The organism is Arthrobacter sp. NamB2 (genome assembly GCF_005281365.1).
Taxonomy (GTDB): Bacteria; Actinomycetota; Actinomycetes; order Actinomycetales; family Micrococcaceae; genus Arthrobacter_D.
In genome coordinates, this window is sequence record NZ_SZWI01000008.1 from 24,818 (window position 1) to 43,379 (window position 18,562).

The 18,562-nt window shown below is 69.5% G+C and carries 19 protein-coding genes; 6 read left to right on the plus strand and 13 right to left on the minus strand.

Features of this window, described 5'->3' with window-relative positions; genetic code table 11:
- Nucleotides 1-12 precede the first annotated feature (12 nt).
- Both FDK12_RS13475 and FDK12_RS13480 read right to left on the minus strand, forming a co-directional pair.
- Nucleotides 13-876, minus strand: coding sequence for an MBL fold metallo-hydrolase (locus tag FDK12_RS13475; protein ID WP_137370037.1), 864 nt, complete (start codon nucleotides 874-876; stop codon nucleotides 13-15).
- Nucleotides 877-928: 52 nt separating this feature from the next.
- The gene (locus FDK12_RS13480; protein WP_137370038.1) at nucleotides 929-1,555 is read right to left on the minus strand and encodes a YczE/YyaS/YitT family protein; all 627 of its coding nucleotides are present in this window, start codon (nucleotides 1,553-1,555) and stop codon (nucleotides 929-931) included.
- A gap of 61 nt (nucleotides 1,556-1,616) precedes the next feature.
- Here FDK12_RS13480 and FDK12_RS13485 point away from each other — a divergent pair, with 61 nt between their 5' ends.
- Nucleotides 1,617-3,029 carry a PLP-dependent aminotransferase family protein gene (locus FDK12_RS13485; protein ID WP_137370039.1) on the plus strand — a complete coding sequence of 471 codons (1,413 nt, stop codon included), beginning with the start codon at nucleotides 1,617-1,619 and terminating at the stop codon, nucleotides 3,027-3,029.
- A 91-nt stretch (nucleotides 3,030-3,120) separates the two neighbouring features.
- On the opposite strand, the gene uvrA is transcribed toward FDK12_RS13485, so the two are convergent.
- Entirely contained in the window at nucleotides 3,121-5,652 is a 2,532-nt protein-coding gene (gene uvrA / locus FDK12_RS13490) for an excinuclease ABC subunit UvrA (RefSeq protein WP_137370134.1), read from the minus strand.
- A 171-nt stretch (nucleotides 5,653-5,823) separates the two neighbouring features.
- Here uvrA and FDK12_RS13495 point away from each other — a divergent pair, with 171 nt between their 5' ends.
- The gene (locus FDK12_RS13495; RefSeq protein ID WP_137370040.1) at nucleotides 5,824-6,102 is read left to right on the plus strand and encodes a hypothetical protein; all 279 of its coding nucleotides are present in this window, start codon (nucleotides 5,824-5,826) and stop codon (nucleotides 6,100-6,102) included.
- Between the two features lie 140 nt (nucleotides 6,103-6,242).
- On the opposite strand, the gene FDK12_RS13500 is transcribed toward FDK12_RS13495, so the two are convergent.
- From FDK12_RS13500 to pdhA, 3 genes are read right to left on the minus strand one after another with little or no spacing between them, the layout of a single operon-like run.
- Nucleotides 6,243-7,769, minus strand: a complete 1,527-nt coding sequence (locus tag FDK12_RS13500) for a dihydrolipoamide acetyltransferase family protein (protein WP_223263280.1) — start codon at nucleotides 7,767-7,769, stop codon at nucleotides 6,243-6,245.
- Between the two features lie 2 nt (nucleotides 7,770-7,771).
- The gene (locus FDK12_RS13505) at nucleotides 7,772-8,848 is read right to left on the minus strand and encodes an alpha-ketoacid dehydrogenase subunit beta (protein WP_137370042.1); all 1,077 of its coding nucleotides are present in this window, start codon (nucleotides 8,846-8,848) and stop codon (nucleotides 7,772-7,774) included.
- On the minus strand, nucleotides 8,845-10,026 hold the full coding sequence (gene pdhA / locus FDK12_RS13510; protein WP_189636354.1) for a pyruvate dehydrogenase (acetyl-transferring) E1 component subunit alpha: 1,182 nt from the start codon (nucleotides 10,024-10,026) through the stop codon (nucleotides 8,845-8,847). Before pdhA ends, FDK12_RS13505 begins: the two co-directional genes overlap by 4 nt.
- A 240-nt stretch (nucleotides 10,027-10,266) precedes the next feature.
- Between pdhA and FDK12_RS13515 the strand changes: the two genes are divergently transcribed.
- The 3 genes from FDK12_RS13515 (at nucleotide 10,267) to FDK12_RS13525 (ending at nucleotide 12,591) form a co-directional block, all read left to right on the plus strand.
- On the plus strand, nucleotides 10,267-10,710 hold the full coding sequence (locus FDK12_RS13515; RefSeq protein ID WP_137370044.1) for an Lrp/AsnC family transcriptional regulator: 444 nt from the start codon (nucleotides 10,267-10,269) through the stop codon (nucleotides 10,708-10,710).
- Between the two features lie 148 nt (nucleotides 10,711-10,858).
- Nucleotides 10,859-11,950, plus strand: coding sequence for a hypothetical protein (locus tag FDK12_RS13520; RefSeq protein WP_137370045.1), 1,092 nt, complete (start codon nucleotides 10,859-10,861; stop codon nucleotides 11,948-11,950).
- A 95-nt stretch (nucleotides 11,951-12,045) separates the two neighbouring features.
- A complete protein-coding gene (locus tag FDK12_RS13525) occupies nucleotides 12,046-12,591 on the plus strand; it encodes a CE1759 family FMN reductase (protein ID WP_262983390.1) in 546 nt (181 codons plus the stop codon).
- A gap of 22 nt (nucleotides 12,592-12,613) precedes the next feature.
- Here FDK12_RS13525 and FDK12_RS13530 read toward each other — a convergent pair whose 3' ends face one another.
- The 7 genes from FDK12_RS13530 to FDK12_RS13560 form a co-directional block, all read right to left on the minus strand.
- The gene (locus tag FDK12_RS13530) at nucleotides 12,614-13,393 is read right to left on the minus strand and encodes an enoyl-CoA hydratase/isomerase family protein (protein WP_137370135.1); all 780 of its coding nucleotides are present in this window, start codon (nucleotides 13,391-13,393) and stop codon (nucleotides 12,614-12,616) included.
- A gap of 53 nt (nucleotides 13,394-13,446) precedes the next feature.
- Complete coding sequence (gene paaE, locus FDK12_RS13535; RefSeq protein ID WP_137370047.1) at nucleotides 13,447-14,577, minus strand: 1,2-phenylacetyl-CoA epoxidase subunit PaaE; 1,131 nt, start codon at nucleotides 14,575-14,577, stop codon at nucleotides 13,447-13,449.
- A complete protein-coding gene (gene paaD, locus FDK12_RS13540; protein WP_223263281.1) occupies nucleotides 14,577-15,086 on the minus strand; it encodes a 1,2-phenylacetyl-CoA epoxidase subunit PaaD in 510 nt (169 codons plus the stop codon). Before paaD ends, paaE begins: the two co-directional genes overlap by 1 nt.
- 7 nt (nucleotides 15,087-15,093) lie before the next feature.
- Nucleotides 15,094-15,918 carry a 1,2-phenylacetyl-CoA epoxidase subunit PaaC gene (paaC, locus tag FDK12_RS13545; protein WP_137370048.1) on the minus strand — a complete coding sequence of 275 codons (825 nt, stop codon included), beginning with the start codon at nucleotides 15,916-15,918 and terminating at the stop codon, nucleotides 15,094-15,096.
- Entirely contained in the window at nucleotides 15,915-16,262 is a 348-nt protein-coding gene (gene paaB, locus FDK12_RS13550) for a 1,2-phenylacetyl-CoA epoxidase subunit PaaB (protein ID WP_137370049.1), read from the minus strand. Before paaB ends, paaC begins: the two co-directional genes overlap by 4 nt.
- On the minus strand, nucleotides 16,262-17,242 hold the full coding sequence (gene paaA, locus FDK12_RS13555; RefSeq protein WP_137370050.1) for a 1,2-phenylacetyl-CoA epoxidase subunit PaaA: 981 nt from the start codon (nucleotides 17,240-17,242) through the stop codon (nucleotides 16,262-16,264). Before paaA ends, paaB begins: the two co-directional genes overlap by 1 nt.
- A 98-nt stretch (nucleotides 17,243-17,340) precedes the next feature.
- Complete coding sequence (locus FDK12_RS13560) at nucleotides 17,341-17,721, minus strand: hypothetical protein (protein ID WP_137370051.1); 381 nt, start codon at nucleotides 17,719-17,721, stop codon at nucleotides 17,341-17,343.
- Nucleotides 17,722-17,929: 208 nt separating this feature from the next.
- Between FDK12_RS13560 and FDK12_RS13565 the strand changes: the two genes are divergently transcribed.
- Nucleotides 17,930-18,544 carry a TetR/AcrR family transcriptional regulator gene (locus FDK12_RS13565; RefSeq protein ID WP_137370052.1) on the plus strand — a complete coding sequence of 205 codons (615 nt, stop codon included), beginning with the start codon at nucleotides 17,930-17,932 and terminating at the stop codon, nucleotides 18,542-18,544.
- Nucleotides 18,545-18,562 lie beyond the last annotated feature (18 nt).

Consider the following 18,562-nt stretch of genomic DNA (forward strand, 5'->3'; position numbering starts at 1 on the left):
GGACCTCTCGTGCTAGTGCTTGCGCGTCAGCCACTTCCAGTGGGCGAGCGTGCGCAGGCGGGTCAGCAGGACGCGGGACTGCTCCGGTCCGTACGGGAGGATCGGGATCGCCTTCGTCATGTCCAGGGACGCCTCGTCCATCGCGAGCCGGGTCACCCGGATGGCACTGCGCATCTTGTTCATCTGGGTGATCACCGCGGCCACGTCCACGGGCTCACCGTGTCCGGGCACGAAGACGTCGTACAGGTCCTCGAGAGCGACCATCTTGCCGAGCGTCCGCACCCAGTCCGTCGGGAACGAGTCCTCGAAGGCGGGATCCGCGCCTTCCTCCACGAGATCACCCGTGAACAGGACATTGCCTGCTCCCACCAGGAGGTCGTGGTCGGTGTGGCCCTTGCCGAGGTGGAACAGCGTCACGGACACGCCCCCCAGATCCAGGTCGACGGGAGTTCCCGCCACCAGACGGTTGGCCGGCAGGATGGCGGTGCGTGCGCCGTCGCCCGCCCCCATTGCGGGTTCGACGGCGGCGACGAGCGCACGCTGCTCGTCGCCGTGCTCCGCCTGCACCTCGCTGCACCGGGACGTCGCCCAGAACTCCTCCACACCCTGGTCGGCGAAGTAGCTGTTGCCGAAGAAGTGGTCCGCGTGGGCGTGCGTGTTCACCGCGATGAGTGGCAGGTCCGTCATATCGCGCACATGGGAGTAGACCTCGGCCGCGCTGCGTGGGCCCGCGCCGGTATCCACGACGAGGGCACGTTCCGTCCCCACGACGAGCCCGACGTTCATCCGGAACCCCGCGGTCCGCAGCACGTGGATACCCGGGCTGAGCTCACGCCAGGGGCTGGGGCTCTCGGCACTGGGGACGTCGGTGGTCATGGAATCCTCTCGATGGCGGCAGGACTACCAGTTTAGGGTCGGCGGCCACCGATCAGGAGCCGGCGACGACGGCGTCTGCCACCGGCCGTGGACGCTCGGGCATCCGGAAGAGCGGCAGCGCGAGGTTGACCAACGGCCCGATGAACAGCGCGAAGGCGACCGTTCCCAGTCCCACCGAACCGCCGAGCAGCCAGCCGATCAGCAGGACCGTCCCCTCGATCGCTGTGCGTACGAGCCAGATCGGGGCACCGAACCGATCATGAAGGCCGGTCATCAGCCCGTCACGTGGTCCTGGGCCGAGGCGTGCGCCGAGGTAGAGCCCGCTCGCGACCGCCAGCAGGATCAGGCCGCCCGCGAACAGCAGGACCCGCGCCCAGAGCTGGGTCGGCTCATCGAGGAGTGCGAGGCCCACTTCCGCACTCGGCCCCACGAGCAGGACGTTCAGCACCGTGCCGAGGCCCGGGCGCTGCCGCAGGGGGATCCACAGCAGCAGGACGATCCCACCGATGATGTTCGTCATGAACCCGAACGGGATGCCGGTTTGCTGCGAACCGCCCTGGCCCAACACGTCCCACGGCGGTACCCCGAGCGTGGCACGGATCATCATGGCGAGCGAGAGACCGTAGAAGAAGAGGCCGATGAGGAGTTGCAGTCCGCGCCGCACGCCGAAGAAGGTCATGCTTTCAGTAGAGCCGCTGATTGGACTTACATCAAGAGGCCAATCATGGCATGGTGGCCCCATGATCGTTCTCGCCGCCCGTCGGCTCGCAGCGGAACTGGGTGCCTGGCGCACTACCGGCCCCGGTTACATCGCCCTCGCCGACCGCATCAGGCTGCTCTCTCTCGATGGCCGGATCCCCCTGGGCACCCGGCTGCCGGCCGAGCGGGAACTCGCCGCGCAGCTCGCCGTCAGCAGGACCCTCGTGGCGGCGGCCTACGCGCGCCTCCGGGACGCGGGATACCTCAGGAGCACGCGTGGCTCGGGCAGCGTCGTCGCCCTGCCGGATCGTGGTACGGCTCCAACGAACGACGACGACGCGGCGGTCGTGCTCGACTTCAGCAAGGCCGCCCTCCCCGCTGCGCCGCAGGTCGGTGAGGCCGCAGCGCGGGCCTCCCGCGAGCTTCCCGCCTACCTCAACGGCAACGGGTACGATCCGCTCGGACTGCCACGGTTGCGGCGGGCCCTCGCCGACCGGTACTCGGCGCGGGGGCTGCCCACGGTCCCGAACCAGATCATGGTCACCCTCGGGGCGCAGCATGCGATCTCCCTGCTCGCCCGGACCCTCCTGGGACGCAGCGACACCGCGCTCGTGGAGGCGCCCAGCTACCCTCACGCGTACGAGGCCCTCCGCGCGGCCGGGCGGCGCCTCGTCCCTGTGTCCGTCGATGCGGACCGCGGCTGGGACGGCGACGGACTCGAGCAGGCGTTGCAGCGCACGCAACCCGCGCTGGCCTACGTCATGCCGGACTTCCACAATCCCACCGGCGCGGTGATGCCCCCGGCCCAACGGGAGAGGCTCACCGCTGCCGCCGCGCGACAGGGAACCGTCGTCATCGCGGACGAGACCATGGCCGAGCTGCGGATCGACGGCGCCACCGAGCTCCCCCTCGCCGCGTTCGGCCCCGCCGTGCTGATCGGTTCGATGGGCAAGACGGTCTGGGGCGGTTTGAGGATCGGCTGGATCCGGGCCGACGAGGAGTTGATCCGGCGGCTCGTCCAGTCCCGGTATGCGCAGGACCTGGGGACGCCCATCCTCGAGCAGCTGATCGCGCTCGAGATGCTCGGCACCTATGACGAGCTGCTGCGGTTCCGCGCGACGCAGCTCAGGGAGGGACGCGACCATCTGGAAACGCTCCTCCGCGAGCTGCTGCCGGAGTGGAACGTGCCGCACGTGACCGGCGGCCTGTGCACCTGGGTCAACCTGGGTGCTCCCTTCAGCTCGCAGCTCGCCCTCGCCGCCCGCGACCGGGGCCTGCTGCTCGGTGCCGGCCCGCGCTTCGGGATGGACGGCGTCTTCGAGCGGTTCCTCCGGGTGCCCTTCAGCTACCCCGTCGAGGACACGCGCCGGGCACTCGGCATCCTCTCCTCCGCCTGGCAGTCCCTGGACACCCGCGTAGCCGTCCAGGACGACTTCGCACCGGCGCTGGTGTGACGCTTCCCGGGTGTCCGTACCGGATGCCGGGCGAACGACGTCGGAAGCCAGCGCCCCCGAAGTCCGGCCCCCGGGTGCCGCACCCTGGCTGTCAGGCCGGTCGACGTCCGTCGAGGGAGGCCGCGAGATACGGCGCAGTCACGCTGATCGACGCATCGAGTGCGGCGACCTGCCGCGGCGTACCGGTAGCGACGATGGTCCCACCGTCCGAGCCACCGCCCGAGCCGAGGTCGATCACCCAGTCCGCGGCGGCGACGACGGCCATGGTGTGCTCGACGACGACCACGGTGTTGCCGGCGTCCACCAGTGCACCGAGTTGTGCCAGGAGCAGGAGGACGTCGGCCGGGTGCAGGCCGGTAGTCGGCTCGTCCAGCAGGTAGAGGGTGTGGCCCCGGCGGGTTCGCTGGAGCTCGGTCGCGAGCTTGATGCGCTGTGCCTCTCCGCCCGACAGCTCGGTGGCCGGCTGACCGAGGCGCAGGTACCCCAGTCCGACGTCGCGGAGCGTCGCGAGGGAGCGGGCGGCAGCGGGGATGTCCCAGAGGAAACCGGCGGCGTCGTCGACCGTCATCGCGAGGACGTCCGCGATGCTGCGTCCCCTGAGCCTGACCGTCAGGGTCTCCTCGTTGTAGCGGGCTCCCTGGCAGGTGGGGCACGGCCCGTAGCTGCCGGGCAGGAAGAGGAGCTCGACCGAGACGAAGCCTTCGCCCTGGCACGTCTCGCACCGGCCGCCCTGCACGTTGAAGGAGAAACGGCCGGCACCGAATCCCTTCGACCGGGCATCGGGAGTCGCGGCGAAGGCCCTGCGGACGGCATCGAAGAGCCCGGTGTACGTCGCGAGGTTCGAGCGCGGCGTGCGGCCGATGGGTTTCTGGTCGACGCTGACCAGTCGGTCGACATGGTCCAGTCCGCTGATGGCCGCCACTGCTGCGGGATGCGTCACGTCCGCCACGTCGTCCCCCGCGGCGCCGTCGTCGGGCGTGTCATTGCGCACGTATGTTCCGACCACTTCGGCGAGGACCGTGCTGACCAGTGTCGACTTGCCCGACCCGGACACGCCGGTCACGGCCGTCAGTACGCCGAGGGGTATCGCGGCGTCCACTCCGTTCAGGTTGTGCCGGTGGATGCCCGTCAACGTCAGCCAGGCCGACGCTTTCCGCGGTTCCCGGGCGTCGGCTGCGGAGTCGGTGGTTCCGGCCAGGAAGGGTGCGGTGAGGGATCCGGGGACATCCGCGAGTCCGTCCACCGGGCCGCTGTAGACGATGGTCCCTCCGCCCTCGCCCGCACGCGGGCCGACGTCGACGATCCAGTCCGCGCGCCGGACGACGTCCATGGTGTGTTCGACCACGAAGACGGAGTTCCCGGCGTCCCTGAGGGCTTCCAGGACGGCGAGCAGTGGCTCGACGTCGGCCGGATGCAGCCCTGCCGAGGGTTCGTCGAGCACGTAGACGACGCCGAAGAGGCCCGACCTCAGTTGGGTCGCGATCCTCAGCCGCTGCATCTCGCCGGGTGAGAGCGTAGGCGTGGCACGGCCGAGGCTCAGGTACCCGAGTCCCAGGTCGACCAGGGTCCCGAGGCGCTGCACGAGGTCCCTGCTGATGGTGGCGGACACCTCCGTCCCCTCTGGCGACGCGGACGAGCGATGAGCCGCCGTCGGGCGCCCGATGCTCGCGGCGGGTTCGAGGTGGGCCGCCAGGTCGGCCAGCGGCAGGGCATTCGCCTCCGCGATCGAGAGGCCCGCGAAGGTCACCGCGAGCGCTTCAGGCCGCAGTCCGCTGCCGGAACACAGGGAACAGGGACCGGATTCCATGAACGGCAGGACGCGGTCGCGCATCTGCTGGCTCTTGGAATCGTGCAGAGTGTGCAGGACGTAGCTCTTCGCACTCCAGAATCGTCCCTTGTACGGCTTGGCCACGCGATCGCGCTGGGGCGTGACCTCGACGACGGGCTGCTCCTCCGTGAACAGGATCCAGTCCCGGGATGCCTTCGGCAGGTCCCGCCACGCGGTGTCGATGTCATGGCCCAGTTCGCTGACGACGTCGCGGAGGTTCTTCCCCTGCCATGCTCCCGGCCACGCGGCGATCGCGCCTTGCCGGATGGTCAGGGAGGGATCGGGAACGAGCGTCGCCTCCGTGACGTCCCGCGCGATACCGAGGCCGTGACAGCGGGGACAGGCACCCGCTGCGGTATTGGGCGAGAAGGCGTCGGACTCGAGTCGACCCGGAGCACCCGCGGGGTACGTACCGGCGCGGGAGTACAGCATCCGGAGGGAGTTCGACAGCGTGGTCAGGGTACCGACCGTCGACCGGACGCTCGGTGTCCCACGGCGCTGCTGGAGCGCGACGGCGGGTGGCAGGCCCGTGATCGACTCGACGTGGGGCGTGTTCCCCTGCTGGATGAGCCTCCGCGCATAGGGTGCCACCGACTCCAGGTACCGGCGCTGGGCCTCCGCATAGATCGTGCCGAAGGCCAGGGAGGACTTGCCGGATCCCGAGACGCCGGTGAAGGCGACGACGGCGTCCCGCGGGCAGTCCACGTCGACGTCCCGCAGGTTGTTCTCGCTCGCACCGCGGACCCGGACGAATCCGTCCCTGGTGGTCGTGGCGTCGGCGGGCATCTCGCGCATCAGGTCGGTCACCGGACAACCCTACGGGCTGCGGCTTCGCCCGCCAGCGCGGATCCCATTCTGCCTGGCACCCGCGGCGCCGATCATAGGTCGCCGGTCATCGGAACGGAAGGCGCCGGAGGACCGCGTTGCCGGATCGACCTGCCCGGTTCCCGTTCCTAGGCTGGAGTCATGGCTGACATCAATGAAGAGTTCCCGACCCTGGACGACCTCAACCCCGACAACGACGCCCTGCCGCGCCCGTCCCGCCAGACGCACGGGAAGTCGGACGACCACGTCGACGACGACGCGCTCGCCCTCGCCACGGAACGCGAGGAGGTCGCTCTGGGGCTCAAGGACTATGTACCGGACGACGTCCCGCCCGCCACCGATCCGCTGCCGGAAGGGTCGTCCCCCGAGGCCGATCTTGCCCAGCGCGGCCTGCTTGGGGATCCCGACGCCGAACGCTGACGCGGCGGTTCCTCGGCGGGCGGTCGGTGACGACGGAACGCCCGCATCGACCCCGCCGGCGCCGGACCCGAACCGCCCTCGAGGGCGAGGTAGAACCACCTGATGTGAGACGGTGGGATGAGGGTTCTTCCCGCCGACCGCTACAGGTCGGCGAGCACACCGCCCGGGTTCTCCATCGCGTCCGCGACGAAGCGCAGGAAACCGCCGGCCGTGCCGCCGTCGCAGACGCGATGATCGAATGCCAGCGTCAACTCCGTCACTTTCCGCACCGCGAGCTGCCCGTCCACGACCCAGGGGCGGTCGATGATGCGGCCCATGCCGAGGATGGCGGACTCCGGATAGTTGATGATCGCGGCACTGCCGTCGACGCCGAACACGCCGTAGTTGTTGAGCGTGAAGGTGCCGGAGGAAAGGTCCGACGGCGTCGCCTTCCCCTCGCGGGCCAGGACCGCGAGGCGACGGATCTCGGCGTCCAGCTCACGCGCTGACAGGGTGTCGGCGCGCCGGATACCGGGGACCACGAGGCCCCTGTCCGTCTGCGCGGCGATTCCCAGATTGACACCGTCCACGCGCACGAGTTCCTGCGTCCCGTCGTCGCCCGTGGTGATCCTGCTGTTCAGCTCCGGGTAGCGGGCGAGACCGGCGACGACGAAGCGGGCCACGAAGGCGAGGATCCCCGGGACCGCGTCCGGGGTGCGGCGCTTCATGCCCTCGCGCAGTTCGACGAGCGCGGTAACATCGACGTCCACCCAGACGGTGGCCTCGGGAATCTCCCGTCGGCTGCGGGACATGGCATCGGCGATCGTCCGCCGCGTGCCCCGGAGCGGGGTCCTTTCCAGCACGGCGAGGCCCGAGCGGGAGTCCCGTGAAGCTACGGCATCCGGCGTGGCGAAGCCGTCGGCGGCGGCACGCTGCTTGGTCGTCGATGCAGGGCCGCCAGCGGCGGCACGCTGGTCGTCCTGCCCCGCCGACAGGGCGGCGATTGCCCGCTCGATGTCGCGGCGGAGGATGAGCCCCTCCTGCCCTGACCCGCGGACGTCGTCGAGCCGAACGTGGTGGTCGCGGGCCAGTTTACGGACCAGCGGGGAGACGCAGATCGGAGCGAGGCCTGCACGCCGGGGCCCGTCCTCCGGCACAGCGGTAGGCATGTCGGTAGGCCCGGCGCTCGTCGCGGTGCGCTTCGGAACAGCCTTGCGCGGTCGCTGCCTCCCGCTCAGGCCTCCACCGGGCGTCCCGTAACCGATCAGGACGTTCCCGGATCCCCCGGTGGCGACTTCCGCCTCACCGGAGTCCCGGGTCGCCTCGATCGGCACTCCGGCGTCCTCACGCACGGATGCGACGCCACGGCTGTCGGGGACCTCGTCGATTACCTCGTCGTCCGGCGCGGCCACAGTGTTCCGCGCACCGTTCGGCCGTACCGACAGGAACGGCGCTCCGACGTCGAGCACCTCACCGGGCCTGCCATGCAGGACGGCCACGGTCCCTGCGAAGGGTGACGGCACCTCGACGACGGACTTGGCGGTCTCGACCTCGGCGATCGGCTGGTCGACGGCGACGGCGTCGCCCTCGGCCACGAGCCAGGTGACCAGCTCCGCCTCGGTGAGGCCCTCTCCCAGATCGGGCAGGGCGAAGACCAGCAGCTGCGGTGCGACGGTCGGCGTGGTCACGGTCAGTCCTCCCACTGCAGGTTGTCCACGGCGTCGAGGATCCGGTCGACGCTCGGCAGGTAGAAGTGCTCGAGCTTGGGCGAGGGGTACGGGATGTCGAAGCCCGTCACGCGGAGCACGGGTGCGGCGAGCGAGTGGAAGCAGCGCTCCTGGACCCTCGCCACGATCTCGGAGGCCACCGACGCGAAGCCGGGAGCCTCGGCGACGACGACTGCCCGCCCCGTCCTGCGGACGCTCGCACAGACGGTCTCGTCATCGAACGGGACGATGGAGCGGAGGTCGATCACCTCGATCGAGCGCCCCTCCTCCTCCGCCGCGGCGGCTGCTGCGAGCGCGGTCGGTACCGACGGGCCGTAGCTGATCAGCGTCGCGTCCGTGCCGGGGCGTGCGACGACGGCACGGCCGATGCGGCGCGGCGCCTCTCCGTTCTCGAAGGTCCTGCGAAGTTCGGCGAGATCCACCTCCTCCTTGGACCAGTAGAGCTTCTTCGGCTCGAGGAACACCACCGGGTCCGGGAAGGCGATGGCCTCCCGCAGCATGAAGTAGGCGTCGCGGACCGTGGCGGGAGCCAACACCGTGAGGCCCGGCGTGTGCGCGTAGTAGGCCTCGGAGGAATCGCAGTGGTGCTCGACGCCGCCGATCCCGCCCGCGTACGGGATGCGGATGACGATCGGCAGACGCACTGCGCCCTTCGTGCGGTTCGGCATCTTGGCGACGTGACTGACGATCTGCTCGAAGGCCGGGTAGGCGAAGGCGTCGAACTGCATCTCGACGACAGGCTTCATGCCGTTCATCGCCATGCCGACGGCCATGCCCATGATGCCGGCCTCGGCGAGCGGGGTGTCGAAGCAGCGCTCCTCCCCGAACCTGGCGGTCAGGCCGTCGGTGATCCGGAAGACCCCGCCGAGCCTGCCGACGTCCTCACCGAACATCAGGACGCCGGGATCCGCCGCCATGGCGTCTGCCAGTGCGGCGTTGAGTGCCTTCGCGAAGGTAGCGGTGGCTCGCGCCGGGGGTGCCGCAACGGCCTCCGGCTGGTGGGTGAGGCGGGCGGCTGGTGCTTCCGTCGTCTGCGTCATCGCTGGTCCCCTTTGCCCTGGTGCTCGACGTCGTCGGAGGCTGCGTCGACGGAGGCTGCGTCGGCTGCAGCATCCCGCGCCAGTTCCTCACGCAGTTGCTGGGCCTGCTCACGCAACTGCGTCGTCTTCTCCGTGTAGACGTACTCGAAGAGCTCTGCCGGATTCACCTCGACCTCCGTGTTGAGTCCCTTGCGGATCGTTGTGGCTATCGCATCCGCCTTATCGGCGAAGGCGCGCTCGCCCTCGTCACCCAGCAGGGTCAGCGCCCGCAGGTAGGTGCGCATGCGCAGGATCGGATCCCTGGGCACCCAGCGCTCGACGTCGTCGGCCGAGCGGTAGCGCGTCGCGTCGTCCGCGTTGGTGTGTGCCTGCATCCGGTAGGTGTGCGCCTCGATCAGTGAGGGCCCGCCGCCGTCCCGGGCCCGGTTCACCGCTGCTCCCAGCACGGCCAGCAGGGCGGCGAGGTCATTGCCGTCCACGCGTTCGCCGGGCATCCCGTACCCGATGGCCTTGTGCGCGAGCGACGGCGCCACCGTCTGGTTCTTGAGGGGCACGGAGATCGCGAATTCGTTGTTCTGGATGAAGAAGACCACCGGGACGTGGAAGACCGCTGCGAAGTTCAGGGCCTCGTGGAAGTCCCCCTCGCTGGTCGCACCATCGCCGCACATCGCGAGGACCACCGTGGACTCACCGCGCAGCTTCGCGGCGTGGGCGACGCCGACGGCATGCAGCAGCTGCGTCGCCAACGGAGTGGCCTGGGTCGCCACGCGGTGCTCGTGCGGGTCGTAGCCACCGTGCCAATCGCCGCGCAGCAATGTGAGGACCTGGAGCGGGTCCACACCCTTCGTGATGACCGCGACCGTATCGCGGTACGTCGGGAACAGCCAGTCCTCGTCCCCGAGGACGAGGGCTGCGGCGACCTGGCATGCCTCCTGCCCGTGCGACGACGGATACACCGCCATGCGCCCCTGCCGCACGAGCGCATTCGCCTGGTCGTTGATCCGGCGGCCGGCGACGAGGCACCCGTAGGCGCGCAGCAGCTGCTCACCGTCCGGAAGGGGATAGCGATCGTCATGGACATGCTGCCCGTCCGGGCCCACCAGCTGTACGGGCTCCGCGGAAGGAAGCAGGGCACCGGCACCCGCTGGCGGCGTTCCGCCCGACGCTCCGCCCATCATGCTGCCGCGACCGCCATTGGTTGCCGTACTCATCCCGCCTCCATCATCGGCCGCCGGAGCGGCACTCCTTCAACGGCGCCGGCAGTAGCTCCGACGCTGGATGCTGTGTTGGTCCAGTATGGTCAGCGCCCTGCTTTTGTATCCATGAGCTGCAGGAAGTGTGGATGATCGTGCTCGACAAGGGGTATCGTGTGGACGAATTGTTCATGTGACCTGCATTACGCAAAGGAGCGTGCACGCATGGTGGATGGTGTCCTCGACGACGTGGACCGCAAGATCCTCGCCGAGCTCACGCGCGACGGCCGGCAGTCGGTGACCTCGGTCGCGGAGCGCGTCCACATCTCCCGCGCCCACGCCTACTCACGCATCGCCAGGCTGACGGAGGACGGCGTGCTGACGCGGTTCACGGCGATCATCGATCCCGCGAAGGCGGGCCTGCGCTCCTCGGCCTATGTGACGCTCAAGGTGCGTCAACACTCCTGGCGCGAACTGCGCGAAGCCCTGCGGCGGATTCCTGAGATCCACCACATCGCTCTGGTCGGAGGCGACTTCGACGTCATCCTCTTGGTGCGGGCGGAGGACAACGTGGGGTTGCGCCGCGTCATCTTCGACCAGCTGCAGTCGATGCCGGGCGTCCTCGATACGCAGACATTCCTCGTCTTCGAGGACCTCGATACGCGCTGACGCGCCTCGGCGGGCAGCGACACGGGCAGCGACACGCGCGGCGGACGGGCAGTCCTCCCCATCGTGCCGACCCCGCGGCGGCGGCATGATGACAGGAGCGGCCTCGCTGTGCCGCCGCACGCCACGTGCAGACCCACTGGGGGGACCATTGACGGACACGAACCATTCGGGCGGCTTCAGGAACGACGACGAACGGCGCGCCGCCGGTGGGGACGGACAGGGCGGAGTTCCGCCCATTCCTCCTGGCCCGCTCGCCGGTGCGCACCACGAGGGGCGTCCCACGACCGCACCCCATGTCCCGGTTCCGCCGTTCCAGTCCCCCGGCAAGGGCCCCTATCCCCCGCGTCCGGGATCCGACCCGACGGGACAGGGTCCCTACATCGGTCCCGACCCATCTGCAGGCGGTCCCGGCGTACCGCCTCAGGGCCCGTACGGCGGCCCCGGCGCCTATGCCAGCGGTGGCGGCGTACCGCCACAGGGCCCCTACGTCGGTCCCGGCGCCTTCTACGGCAATCCGTCGCCGCGCCGAGGGGGCATGCCGGTATGGGGTTGGGTCCTGATCGGAGCGGGTGTACTGGTGGTGGGTGCCATCGGAATCCTGGGGGCCCTCCTCGCCATCGGGCTAGCTGCCACGACGACTGCGGACAGCACGTTCCAGGAGACCGCCGTCTCGGTGCCGGCGCCGAGCGGCGGCGGAGCGGCGGACGGTCAGATGATCGACGCCCCTCTGCTCCAGCCCCTCGACACCTCTGCATCCTTCCTCACTCGACCTGTGTGGGGCCTGCCCGACGATCCGTGGACGCTCGATGGCTCTCCGGCGGAGGGCACGTTCGTCCTCCTGAACACGAACAGCTGCGACATGCTCCTCGAGCAGGCGTACATGCCACCGCTTGAGGGCGATGACGACCTGTCGAGCGACGCGGCGGCGACCCGGAGCTACATGACCTACCTGCTGGAGTTCCTGGCCGACCTCGAGGGTGGCACGGCAGAGGGCACGGCCGGCTCCGTTCCGGTGAGCATCAACTTCGCGGGTGGCCCTACCCTGGACCTCGCGACGACCACCCTTCCCGGAGTGACCCTGGACGGCGATGACGGCGTCAGGTTCGTCGCCACGCGCGCTATGCCTGCCAGCACGGGTGTCGTGAGCACGATCATCACCTGCCCGCAATCCGTCGTCGCGGCAGATCCCGACTATTTCGAGCAGGCCATCGCGGAGCTGTACATCATCCCCGCTCCGTGACCTCGACGGGCGGGAATGGCGCCCGCCGTGCAGCCGTTGAGGGGTACATGCAAACGTATGTAGATGGAGAAGCACAACGGCCGCGGACCGGACTGGTGGTACTGTCCGCCGGCGTGGGAACGCCGTCGTCGAGCAGGGTGCTGGCCGACCTCCTCGCCGAGGAGGCGGTAAACGCACTCGCCGCATCGGGCGTCCCGCTGGAACCGGTGGTCATCGAACTGCGCGCCCTCTTCGCTGACATCGCGGCGGCGTTCACCGGTCCGACGAGCCCGCGACTGCGCGCAGCGCTCGACCAGGTAGCGGCAGCCGACGCCCTGATCGTCGTGACGCCGGTGTTCGCCGGGTCGTTCAGCGGCATGTTCAAGGCCTTCTTCGATCTGCTGGCCCCGACGGCCCTCACGAACACCCCGATGATCATCGGCGCGACCGGCGGCACCCTCCGGCACGCCCTGGTGCTCGAATACGCCCTGCGCCCCCTGTTCTCCTACCTGAGGGCGGCCGTCGTCCCGACAACCGTGTTCGCGACGTCGTCGGACTGGGCAAGCGCACATTCCTCACAGGCTCTGCACGAGCGGGCAAGGCGAGCTGCCGCGGACCTGGCGCAGGCGATGCGCGGCGCGACGGTCCTGGCAGCGAGTTGAGCGCGGCGCCGCAGGTCGGGCACTAGACGCCGAAGCGCGGCGCCCGCTTCTCCCTGAACGCCTCGAGGCCCTCACGGTAGTCCTCGGAGGCGCCGAGGATACCTTGAGCATCGTTCTCGGCACTGATGGCCTGCCACAGCCCGAGCCGCTCGTCGCGGATGCGGCCGACGAGCTGCTTCGAGGCGACGAGCGCCTGCAGCGGACCGCCGGCGGCCCGAGCCGCCTTCGCACGTGTCAGCGTGAGCAGTTCGCCCGCTGGAACGGCCCGGCTGAAGAGTCCTCCGGCCACAGCCTCCGCTCCGCTCATGAGGTCCCCCGTGTACATGAGGTCGAGCGCCCGGTGCGGTCCGAGCCGCTCGGTGAACAGCCAGTGCCCGCCCGAGTCGAGGATGAGCCCGAGGTTGGCGAACGGGGAACCGATCTTCGCGTCCGAGGCGACGTAGACCACGTCGGTCGCCATCAGCAGGCCCAGCCCGACGCCGAGGCACGCCCCCTGCGCGGCGGCGAAGGTCGGGGCCGGGAATGCCGCCATCTTCCGTAGTAGCGGCGTGAGCGCGGCAGCCAGGAAGCCGAATGCGTCGTCGGAGCCGGGCTCGATGGAGCCGAGATTCCTGCCTGCGCAGAACGCGCGCCCCTCCCCGCGCAGCACCAGCGCCCGCACAGTGCCGTCGCGGACGCCGTCGGCCGCGGCGTCGTACGCCATGGAGAGGTCCTTCAGCGCCTGCTCGTCCACGGCGTTGAGCCTGTAGGGGGCGTCGAGCACGATTTCCGCGATTCCGTCCGCGATGGTGAGGCGGACCATGCCCTCGGGGCCGTCGTGCTGTGTCGGTACCGATTCAGCGGTCATGGGGGCTCCTAGACGTCGTAGTCGACGGAGACGGCGTCGCTCGTCGGGTGGGCCTGGCAGGTGAGGACGTAACCGGCAGCCACTTCGTCGGGCTCGAGGGCGTAGTTCTCCGTCATGGCGACGCTTCCCTCGACGACCTTCGCCCGACAGGTTCCGCAGACGCCTCCAGCGCAGGCGAACGGGACGTCGGGGCGGACCCTCAGTGCCGCATTGAGGATGGATTCACGCGCGTGGGTAGGGCTCTGCACGGAGCCCTTGAGTCCGTCGAGGGTGAACGAGATGCTGTAGTTCTCGCCGCTGTCCGAGGGCACCACGGGCCTCCCGGTGTTCCCCTCGGGGCGGCTGGGCTCGCCCGTCGAGAACAGCTCAAAGCGCACCGTCTCTGCCGGTACACCCCGGGCGGCGAGGGAGTCGCGGCACAGCTGGACGAGCTCGAACGGCCCGCACAGGAACCACTCGTCGACCTGCTCCGCGGCGATCACGGTCCCGAACAGTTTCTCCAGCTTTCCGGCGTCGATCCTGCCCGACAGCAGCGGCGAGATGCGCTGCTCCCGGGAGAGCACGTGGTGGAGCGCGAAACGGGAGGGGTACCGGTCCTTCAGGTCCGCCAGTTCCTCGAGAAACATGACGTCCATCGCCGCCCGGTTCGCGTAGATGAGGTCGAAGCGGACGTTCGGGCCGCTGGCGAGCATGGTCCGGGCGATCGACATCACGGGCGTGATGCCGGAACCGGCTGCGACGGCGACGAGTGATACGGCGCGGTCCCCCGGCTCCGTACGCGGGGTGAACTGCCCGAGCGGGCTCATGACGTCCAGCGTGTCGCCTGCCTTGAGGGATTCGTTCGCCCAGGTCGAGAAGATCCCGCCGAGATCCCGCTTGACGGCGACCCGCAGTTCGCCTGGGCGCGGGTCGGCGCAGATCGAGTAACTGCGGCGCACCTCCCTCGGTTCGCCGTCGACGAGGAGCGTCGTGCGCAGTGCGACGTACTGTCCCGGCAGGTACTCGTACCTGTCCTGCAGTTCCGGCGGCACGGCGAGCGTTACCTCGACGGCGTCCTCCGTGAGGCGGCGCACATCGCGCACCGTGAGGCTGTTGAAGGCGCTGCGCCGCGTGGTCGAGGGGGCGAGGACAACGGCCATCAGTGCACCTTGAAGTAATCGAAGGGTTCCCTGCAGTCGTTGCAGACGTAGAGGGCCTTGCAGGACGTGGACCCGAAGCGGGTCAGCTCGCGCGTGTGCAGCGAGGAGCACTGGGGGCACTTCACGCTGAGCCCGACTCGCACCGGTCCTGCCGCGGCCGTACCCGTCGGCGGTGCGATGCCGTACTCTGCGAGCTTCGCCTTCCCGTCATCACTGAGCCAGTCCGTGGTCCAGGCCGGCGAGAGCACCAGGCGCACCGCGACGTCGTCGTACCCGGCATCGCGGAGCGCTGACGTCACATCGTCACGGATGGCGTCCATGGCCGGGCACCCCGAGTAGGTCGGCGTGATCGTGATCTGGACCTGGCCCGACGCCGTGACGCGCGCGTCCCGCAGGACGCCGAGGTCCTCGATGGTGAGGACAGGGATCTCCGGGTCGCAGATGGCTGCCGCGATGCTCCAGACGGCAGCATCGGTCGCCGTCGAGGGACGCACATGAACCTCCGTCACGATGGCATCACCATGACGCTCCGGGATGTTCGCGGGCGAGCACCTGCAACTCGGCGAGGATGTAGCCGAGGTGTTCACTGTGGCGTCCGAGGCGCCCACCACCGACGGCACCGGGCACTGCGGGTACCTCGAGTTCGGCCTCGACGAGCACCTCCTGCACTGCGGCGTCGAAGGGTGCGCGCAGCGTGCTGGGCCGGACGCCGGCACCGCCGAGCGCGGCGATCAGCGGGAAATCGGCGAACAGCTCGTCCACGTAGGGCCAGGTCAGCCGGAGGCCCTCGACCATGCGGCGGCGCGACTCGTCGGTCCCGAGGGCGAGGCGCAGGACCCACTGGACGCTGTGGTCGCGGTGGTAGTCGACCTCCTTGACCGCCTTGGCTGCGATCGCGGCAATCGTAGGATCGTCGGATTCCACGAGGCGCGAATAGAGCTCCCACTGGTAGAGCGCGACGACGAACTGACGCGCGATGGTCCTGGCGAAATCACCGTTCGGCTGTTCGACGAGATGCACCGAGCGGAACTCGGGCTCGCGGCGGAAGTACGCGAGGTCGTCCTCCGTCCGACCCCAGGCCCGGCCTGCGTAGGTGAGGAAGGAGCGCGCGTGGCCGATCTGGTCGAGGGCGATGTTGGCCAGCGCCACGTCCTCCTCGAGTTCCGGCGCCCGCGAGATCCACCAGCCGAGTCGCTGCGCGAGGATCAGGGCGTCGTCGCCCAGGCAGAGCGCATACTCCGCGACTGCATCGCCCGGCTTCACGTCGAGGAGCGCGATGTCTTCCGGTCGCAGCGCGTTCCCGGGGGTGATGCGGGTCGCGCTGGCACTGGACTCGCTCACAGGTGCTTCACTCCCTCGCTCTTGGTGTAGTACGTGGCGTGGCGGTAGTCCTTGCCCTGGGGGGACTCGAAGAACGTGTCCTTCGCGTCGGGGTCGCTCGTGACGATGGCAGCGGCCGGTACCACCCAGAGGCTCACGCCCTCGTTCCGCCGCGTGTAGAGGTCACGCGCGTTCCGGACCGCCATCGCCGCGTCCGGCGCGTGCAGGGACCCTGCATGGACGTGCGAGAGACCCCGCGACGACCGCACGAAGACTTCCCAGAGCGGCCATGGCGCCCGCGCTTCCTGCGGGCCGGACGACGGTGCGTTCGCGCCGTCGTCGCCCGTCGTCGATCCACCGGTCATCAGGCCGCCCGCCCGTTCCTGAGTGCCTGCTTCTCCGCGTAGGCGATCGCGGCTTCCCGGACCCATGCGCCCTCCTCATGGGCTTCCCGCCGCCGTTCCATGCGCTGCGCGTTGCACGGTCCGCGCCCTGCAAGGACTTCCCTGAACTCGTTCCAGTCCAGGGGTCCGTGCTCCCAGCGGCCGGTCTCCTCGCTGAAGCGGACGTTCTTGTCCGGCAGCTCGAGCCCGAGCGCCCTGACCTGTTCGACCAGCATGCCCACGAACCGCGAGCGCAGTTCGTCGTTCGAGAAGCGCTTGATGTTCCACTCCATCGACTTCTGCGAGTTTGGCGAATCCTCGTCCGGCGGACCGAACATCATGAGCGACGGCGCGTACCAGCGGTCGACGGCGTCCTGGGCCATGGCGCGCTGTTCGGGCGTGCCGTTGGCGAGTTCCAGCAGGATCTCGAAGCCCTGCCGCTGGTGGAACGATTCCTCCTTGCAGATGCGTACCATCGCGCGCCCGTACGGGCCGTAGGAAGCACGGCACAGCGGCACCTGGTTGCAGATGGCTGCTCCGTCGACGAGCCAGCCGATGGCCCCGATGTCGGCCCAGGTCAGCACAGGGTAGTTGAAGATGCTCGAGTACCGGGCCTTCCCCGCGATCAGGTCTTCGGTCATCCGGTCCCGCGGCGTCCCGAGGGTCTCTGCCGCGGAGTAGAGGTAGAGCCCGTGGCCCGCCTCGTCCTGCACCTTGGCCATCAGGACGGCCTTGCGCTTGAGCGACGGCGCCCGCGTGATCCAGTTCGCCTCGGGCTGCATGCCGATGATCTCGGAGTGCGCGTGCTGCGAGATCTGGCGGGTCAGGGCCTTGCGGTAGTCGGCAGGCATCCAGTCGCGGGGCTCGATGCGCGAGTCCTGGGCGATGAGCTCGTTGAACAGCCTCTCGCCGGCGGCGTCGTCATCCGTCCGACCGTCTGCCTCAATCGCTGGTGCCGTCATCGTGCCTGCCTCGCTCGTCTGGACTTCCGGTGACTTACCGACCGTTCGTTCAGTATAGGGATGGGGCCGGGAGGCCGTCAACGAGGCTCTGCACTCCCCTAGGGGGAGCGCGCTGCGAGTGATAGCTCGAGCCACTCCCGAGCGCTGGACTCCGACAGGAAGAACCGCGTGGGATGCACGGCCCTGCACGCACCAGCCGCCAGGACCTCGTCCATCGGACCGCGACCGAGCAACGCCGCCGCCACCACGAGCGGTTCGGCATTGAAGACAGCACGAGCATCGGGCGGAAGATCGACGATGGACGTCATGATCACGAGGATCGCGTAGGGCTCCCCCTTGGACAGGACCCGGCTTGCCGCCAGGACCGATTGTGCGTCTCCGGGATTGATGCTGACCCGCGCAACCCATTCGAGGCGCTGCAGGTTGGGGGCGAGCAGCGTCAGGGTCGCCCTTCCATCCGCAGCTACCAGGCGTTGCATAGATCTCCCTCGACCGGTGCAACGCTGCACGGGAACACGCGTCGTGCGGACGGCGCTACACCTGCGCAGAAAGTAGCACGGACACGAGGCGGACGTAAGGGGCCGGGGGAGAGCGTCGACTCCGACAGGCGGGGCGTCGCCCGGCTCGTGCAGCAAAGTGGCGCCGGCGGCCTCCTTCCCGACCGAACGGTCGTGCAAAAATGAGCTTATGACCGTCGCCGGAAGCCCTTCCACCCCCGCCGCCCGCCGCGGGCGGCCCGGGTACGACCAGCAGTCCGTCCTCGCCGTCGCCGTCGCCGCCTTCAACCGGCACGGCTACGAGGCGACCTCGATGGGGATGCTGGCCGAGGAGCTGGGCATCAGCAAGTCCGCGATCTACCACCATGTCCCCTCCAAGGGCGATCTCCTGCGGCTCGCCCTCGACCATGCGCTCGGAGGCCTGGAGTCAGTGCTGACACGGCCCGGGGCGATGGTGGGAGCGGCGGACGCACGGCTCGAGTTCGTGCTGCGGGGGACACTCGCCGTTCTGGCGGAGCGCCTTCCCTTCGTGACCCTCCTGCTCCGGCTGCGTGGCAATACCGACGTGGAGCGCGAGGCCCTGGAACGACGTCGGACCTTCGACCGCGAGGTCGCCGCGCTGGTGGACGCCGCGCGTCACGAGGGATCGATCCGCCGGGACATCGATCCCAGGACCACCACGCGCCTCATCTTCGGGACCATCAATTCGATCGTCGAATGGTACCGGCCGGGCGGCCCCCTGACTGCGGACAAGCTGGCGGACGACGTCATCCTGATGGTCTTCGACGGCCTGCACCGGCGCTAGCCGCCCCGCGCCACCTGC

Excerpts from the sequence above, each read along its gene's own strand:
- FDK12_RS13475 (WP_137370037.1), bottom strand. The coding sequence starts at position 876 with ATGACCACCGACGTCCCCAGTGCCGAGAGCCCCAGCCCCTGGCGTGAG.
- FDK12_RS13480 (WP_137370038.1), bottom strand. The coding sequence starts at position 1,555 with ATGACCTTCTTCGGCGTGCGGCGCGGACTGCAACTCCTCATCGGCCTC.
- FDK12_RS13485 (WP_137370039.1), top strand. The coding sequence starts at position 1,617 with ATGATCGTTCTCGCCGCCCGTCGGCTCGCAGCGGAACTGGGTGCCTGG.
- uvrA (WP_137370134.1), bottom strand. The coding sequence starts at position 5,652 with ATGCGCGAGATGCCCGCCGACGCCACGACCACCAGGGACGGATTCGTC.
- FDK12_RS13495 (WP_137370040.1), top strand. The coding sequence starts at position 5,824 with ATGGCTGACATCAATGAAGAGTTCCCGACCCTGGACGACCTCAACCCC.
- FDK12_RS13505 (WP_137370042.1), bottom strand. The coding sequence starts at position 8,848 with ATGACGCAGACGACGGAAGCACCAGCCGCCCGCCTCACCCACCAGCCG.
- pdhA (WP_189636354.1), bottom strand. The coding sequence starts at position 10,026 with ATGATGGGCGGAGCGTCGGGCGGAACGCCGCCAGCGGGTGCCGGTGCC.
- FDK12_RS13515 (WP_137370044.1), top strand. The coding sequence starts at position 10,267 with ATGGTGGATGGTGTCCTCGACGACGTGGACCGCAAGATCCTCGCCGAG.
- FDK12_RS13530 (WP_137370135.1), bottom strand. The coding sequence starts at position 13,393 with ATGGTCCGCCTCACCATCGCGGACGGAATCGCGGAAATCGTGCTCGAC.
- paaE (WP_137370047.1), bottom strand. The coding sequence starts at position 14,577 with ATGGCCGTTGTCCTCGCCCCCTCGACCACGCGGCGCAGCGCCTTCAAC.
- paaB (WP_137370049.1), bottom strand. The coding sequence starts at position 16,262 with ATGACCGGTGGATCGACGACGGGCGACGACGGCGCGAACGCACCGTCG.
- paaA (WP_137370050.1), bottom strand. The coding sequence starts at position 17,242 with ATGACGGCACCAGCGATTGAGGCAGACGGTCGGACGGATGACGACGCC.
- FDK12_RS13560 (WP_137370051.1), bottom strand. The coding sequence starts at position 17,721 with ATGCAACGCCTGGTAGCTGCGGATGGAAGGGCGACCCTGACGCTGCTC.
- FDK12_RS13565 (WP_137370052.1), top strand. The coding sequence starts at position 17,930 with ATGACCGTCGCCGGAAGCCCTTCCACCCCCGCCGCCCGCCGCGGGCGG.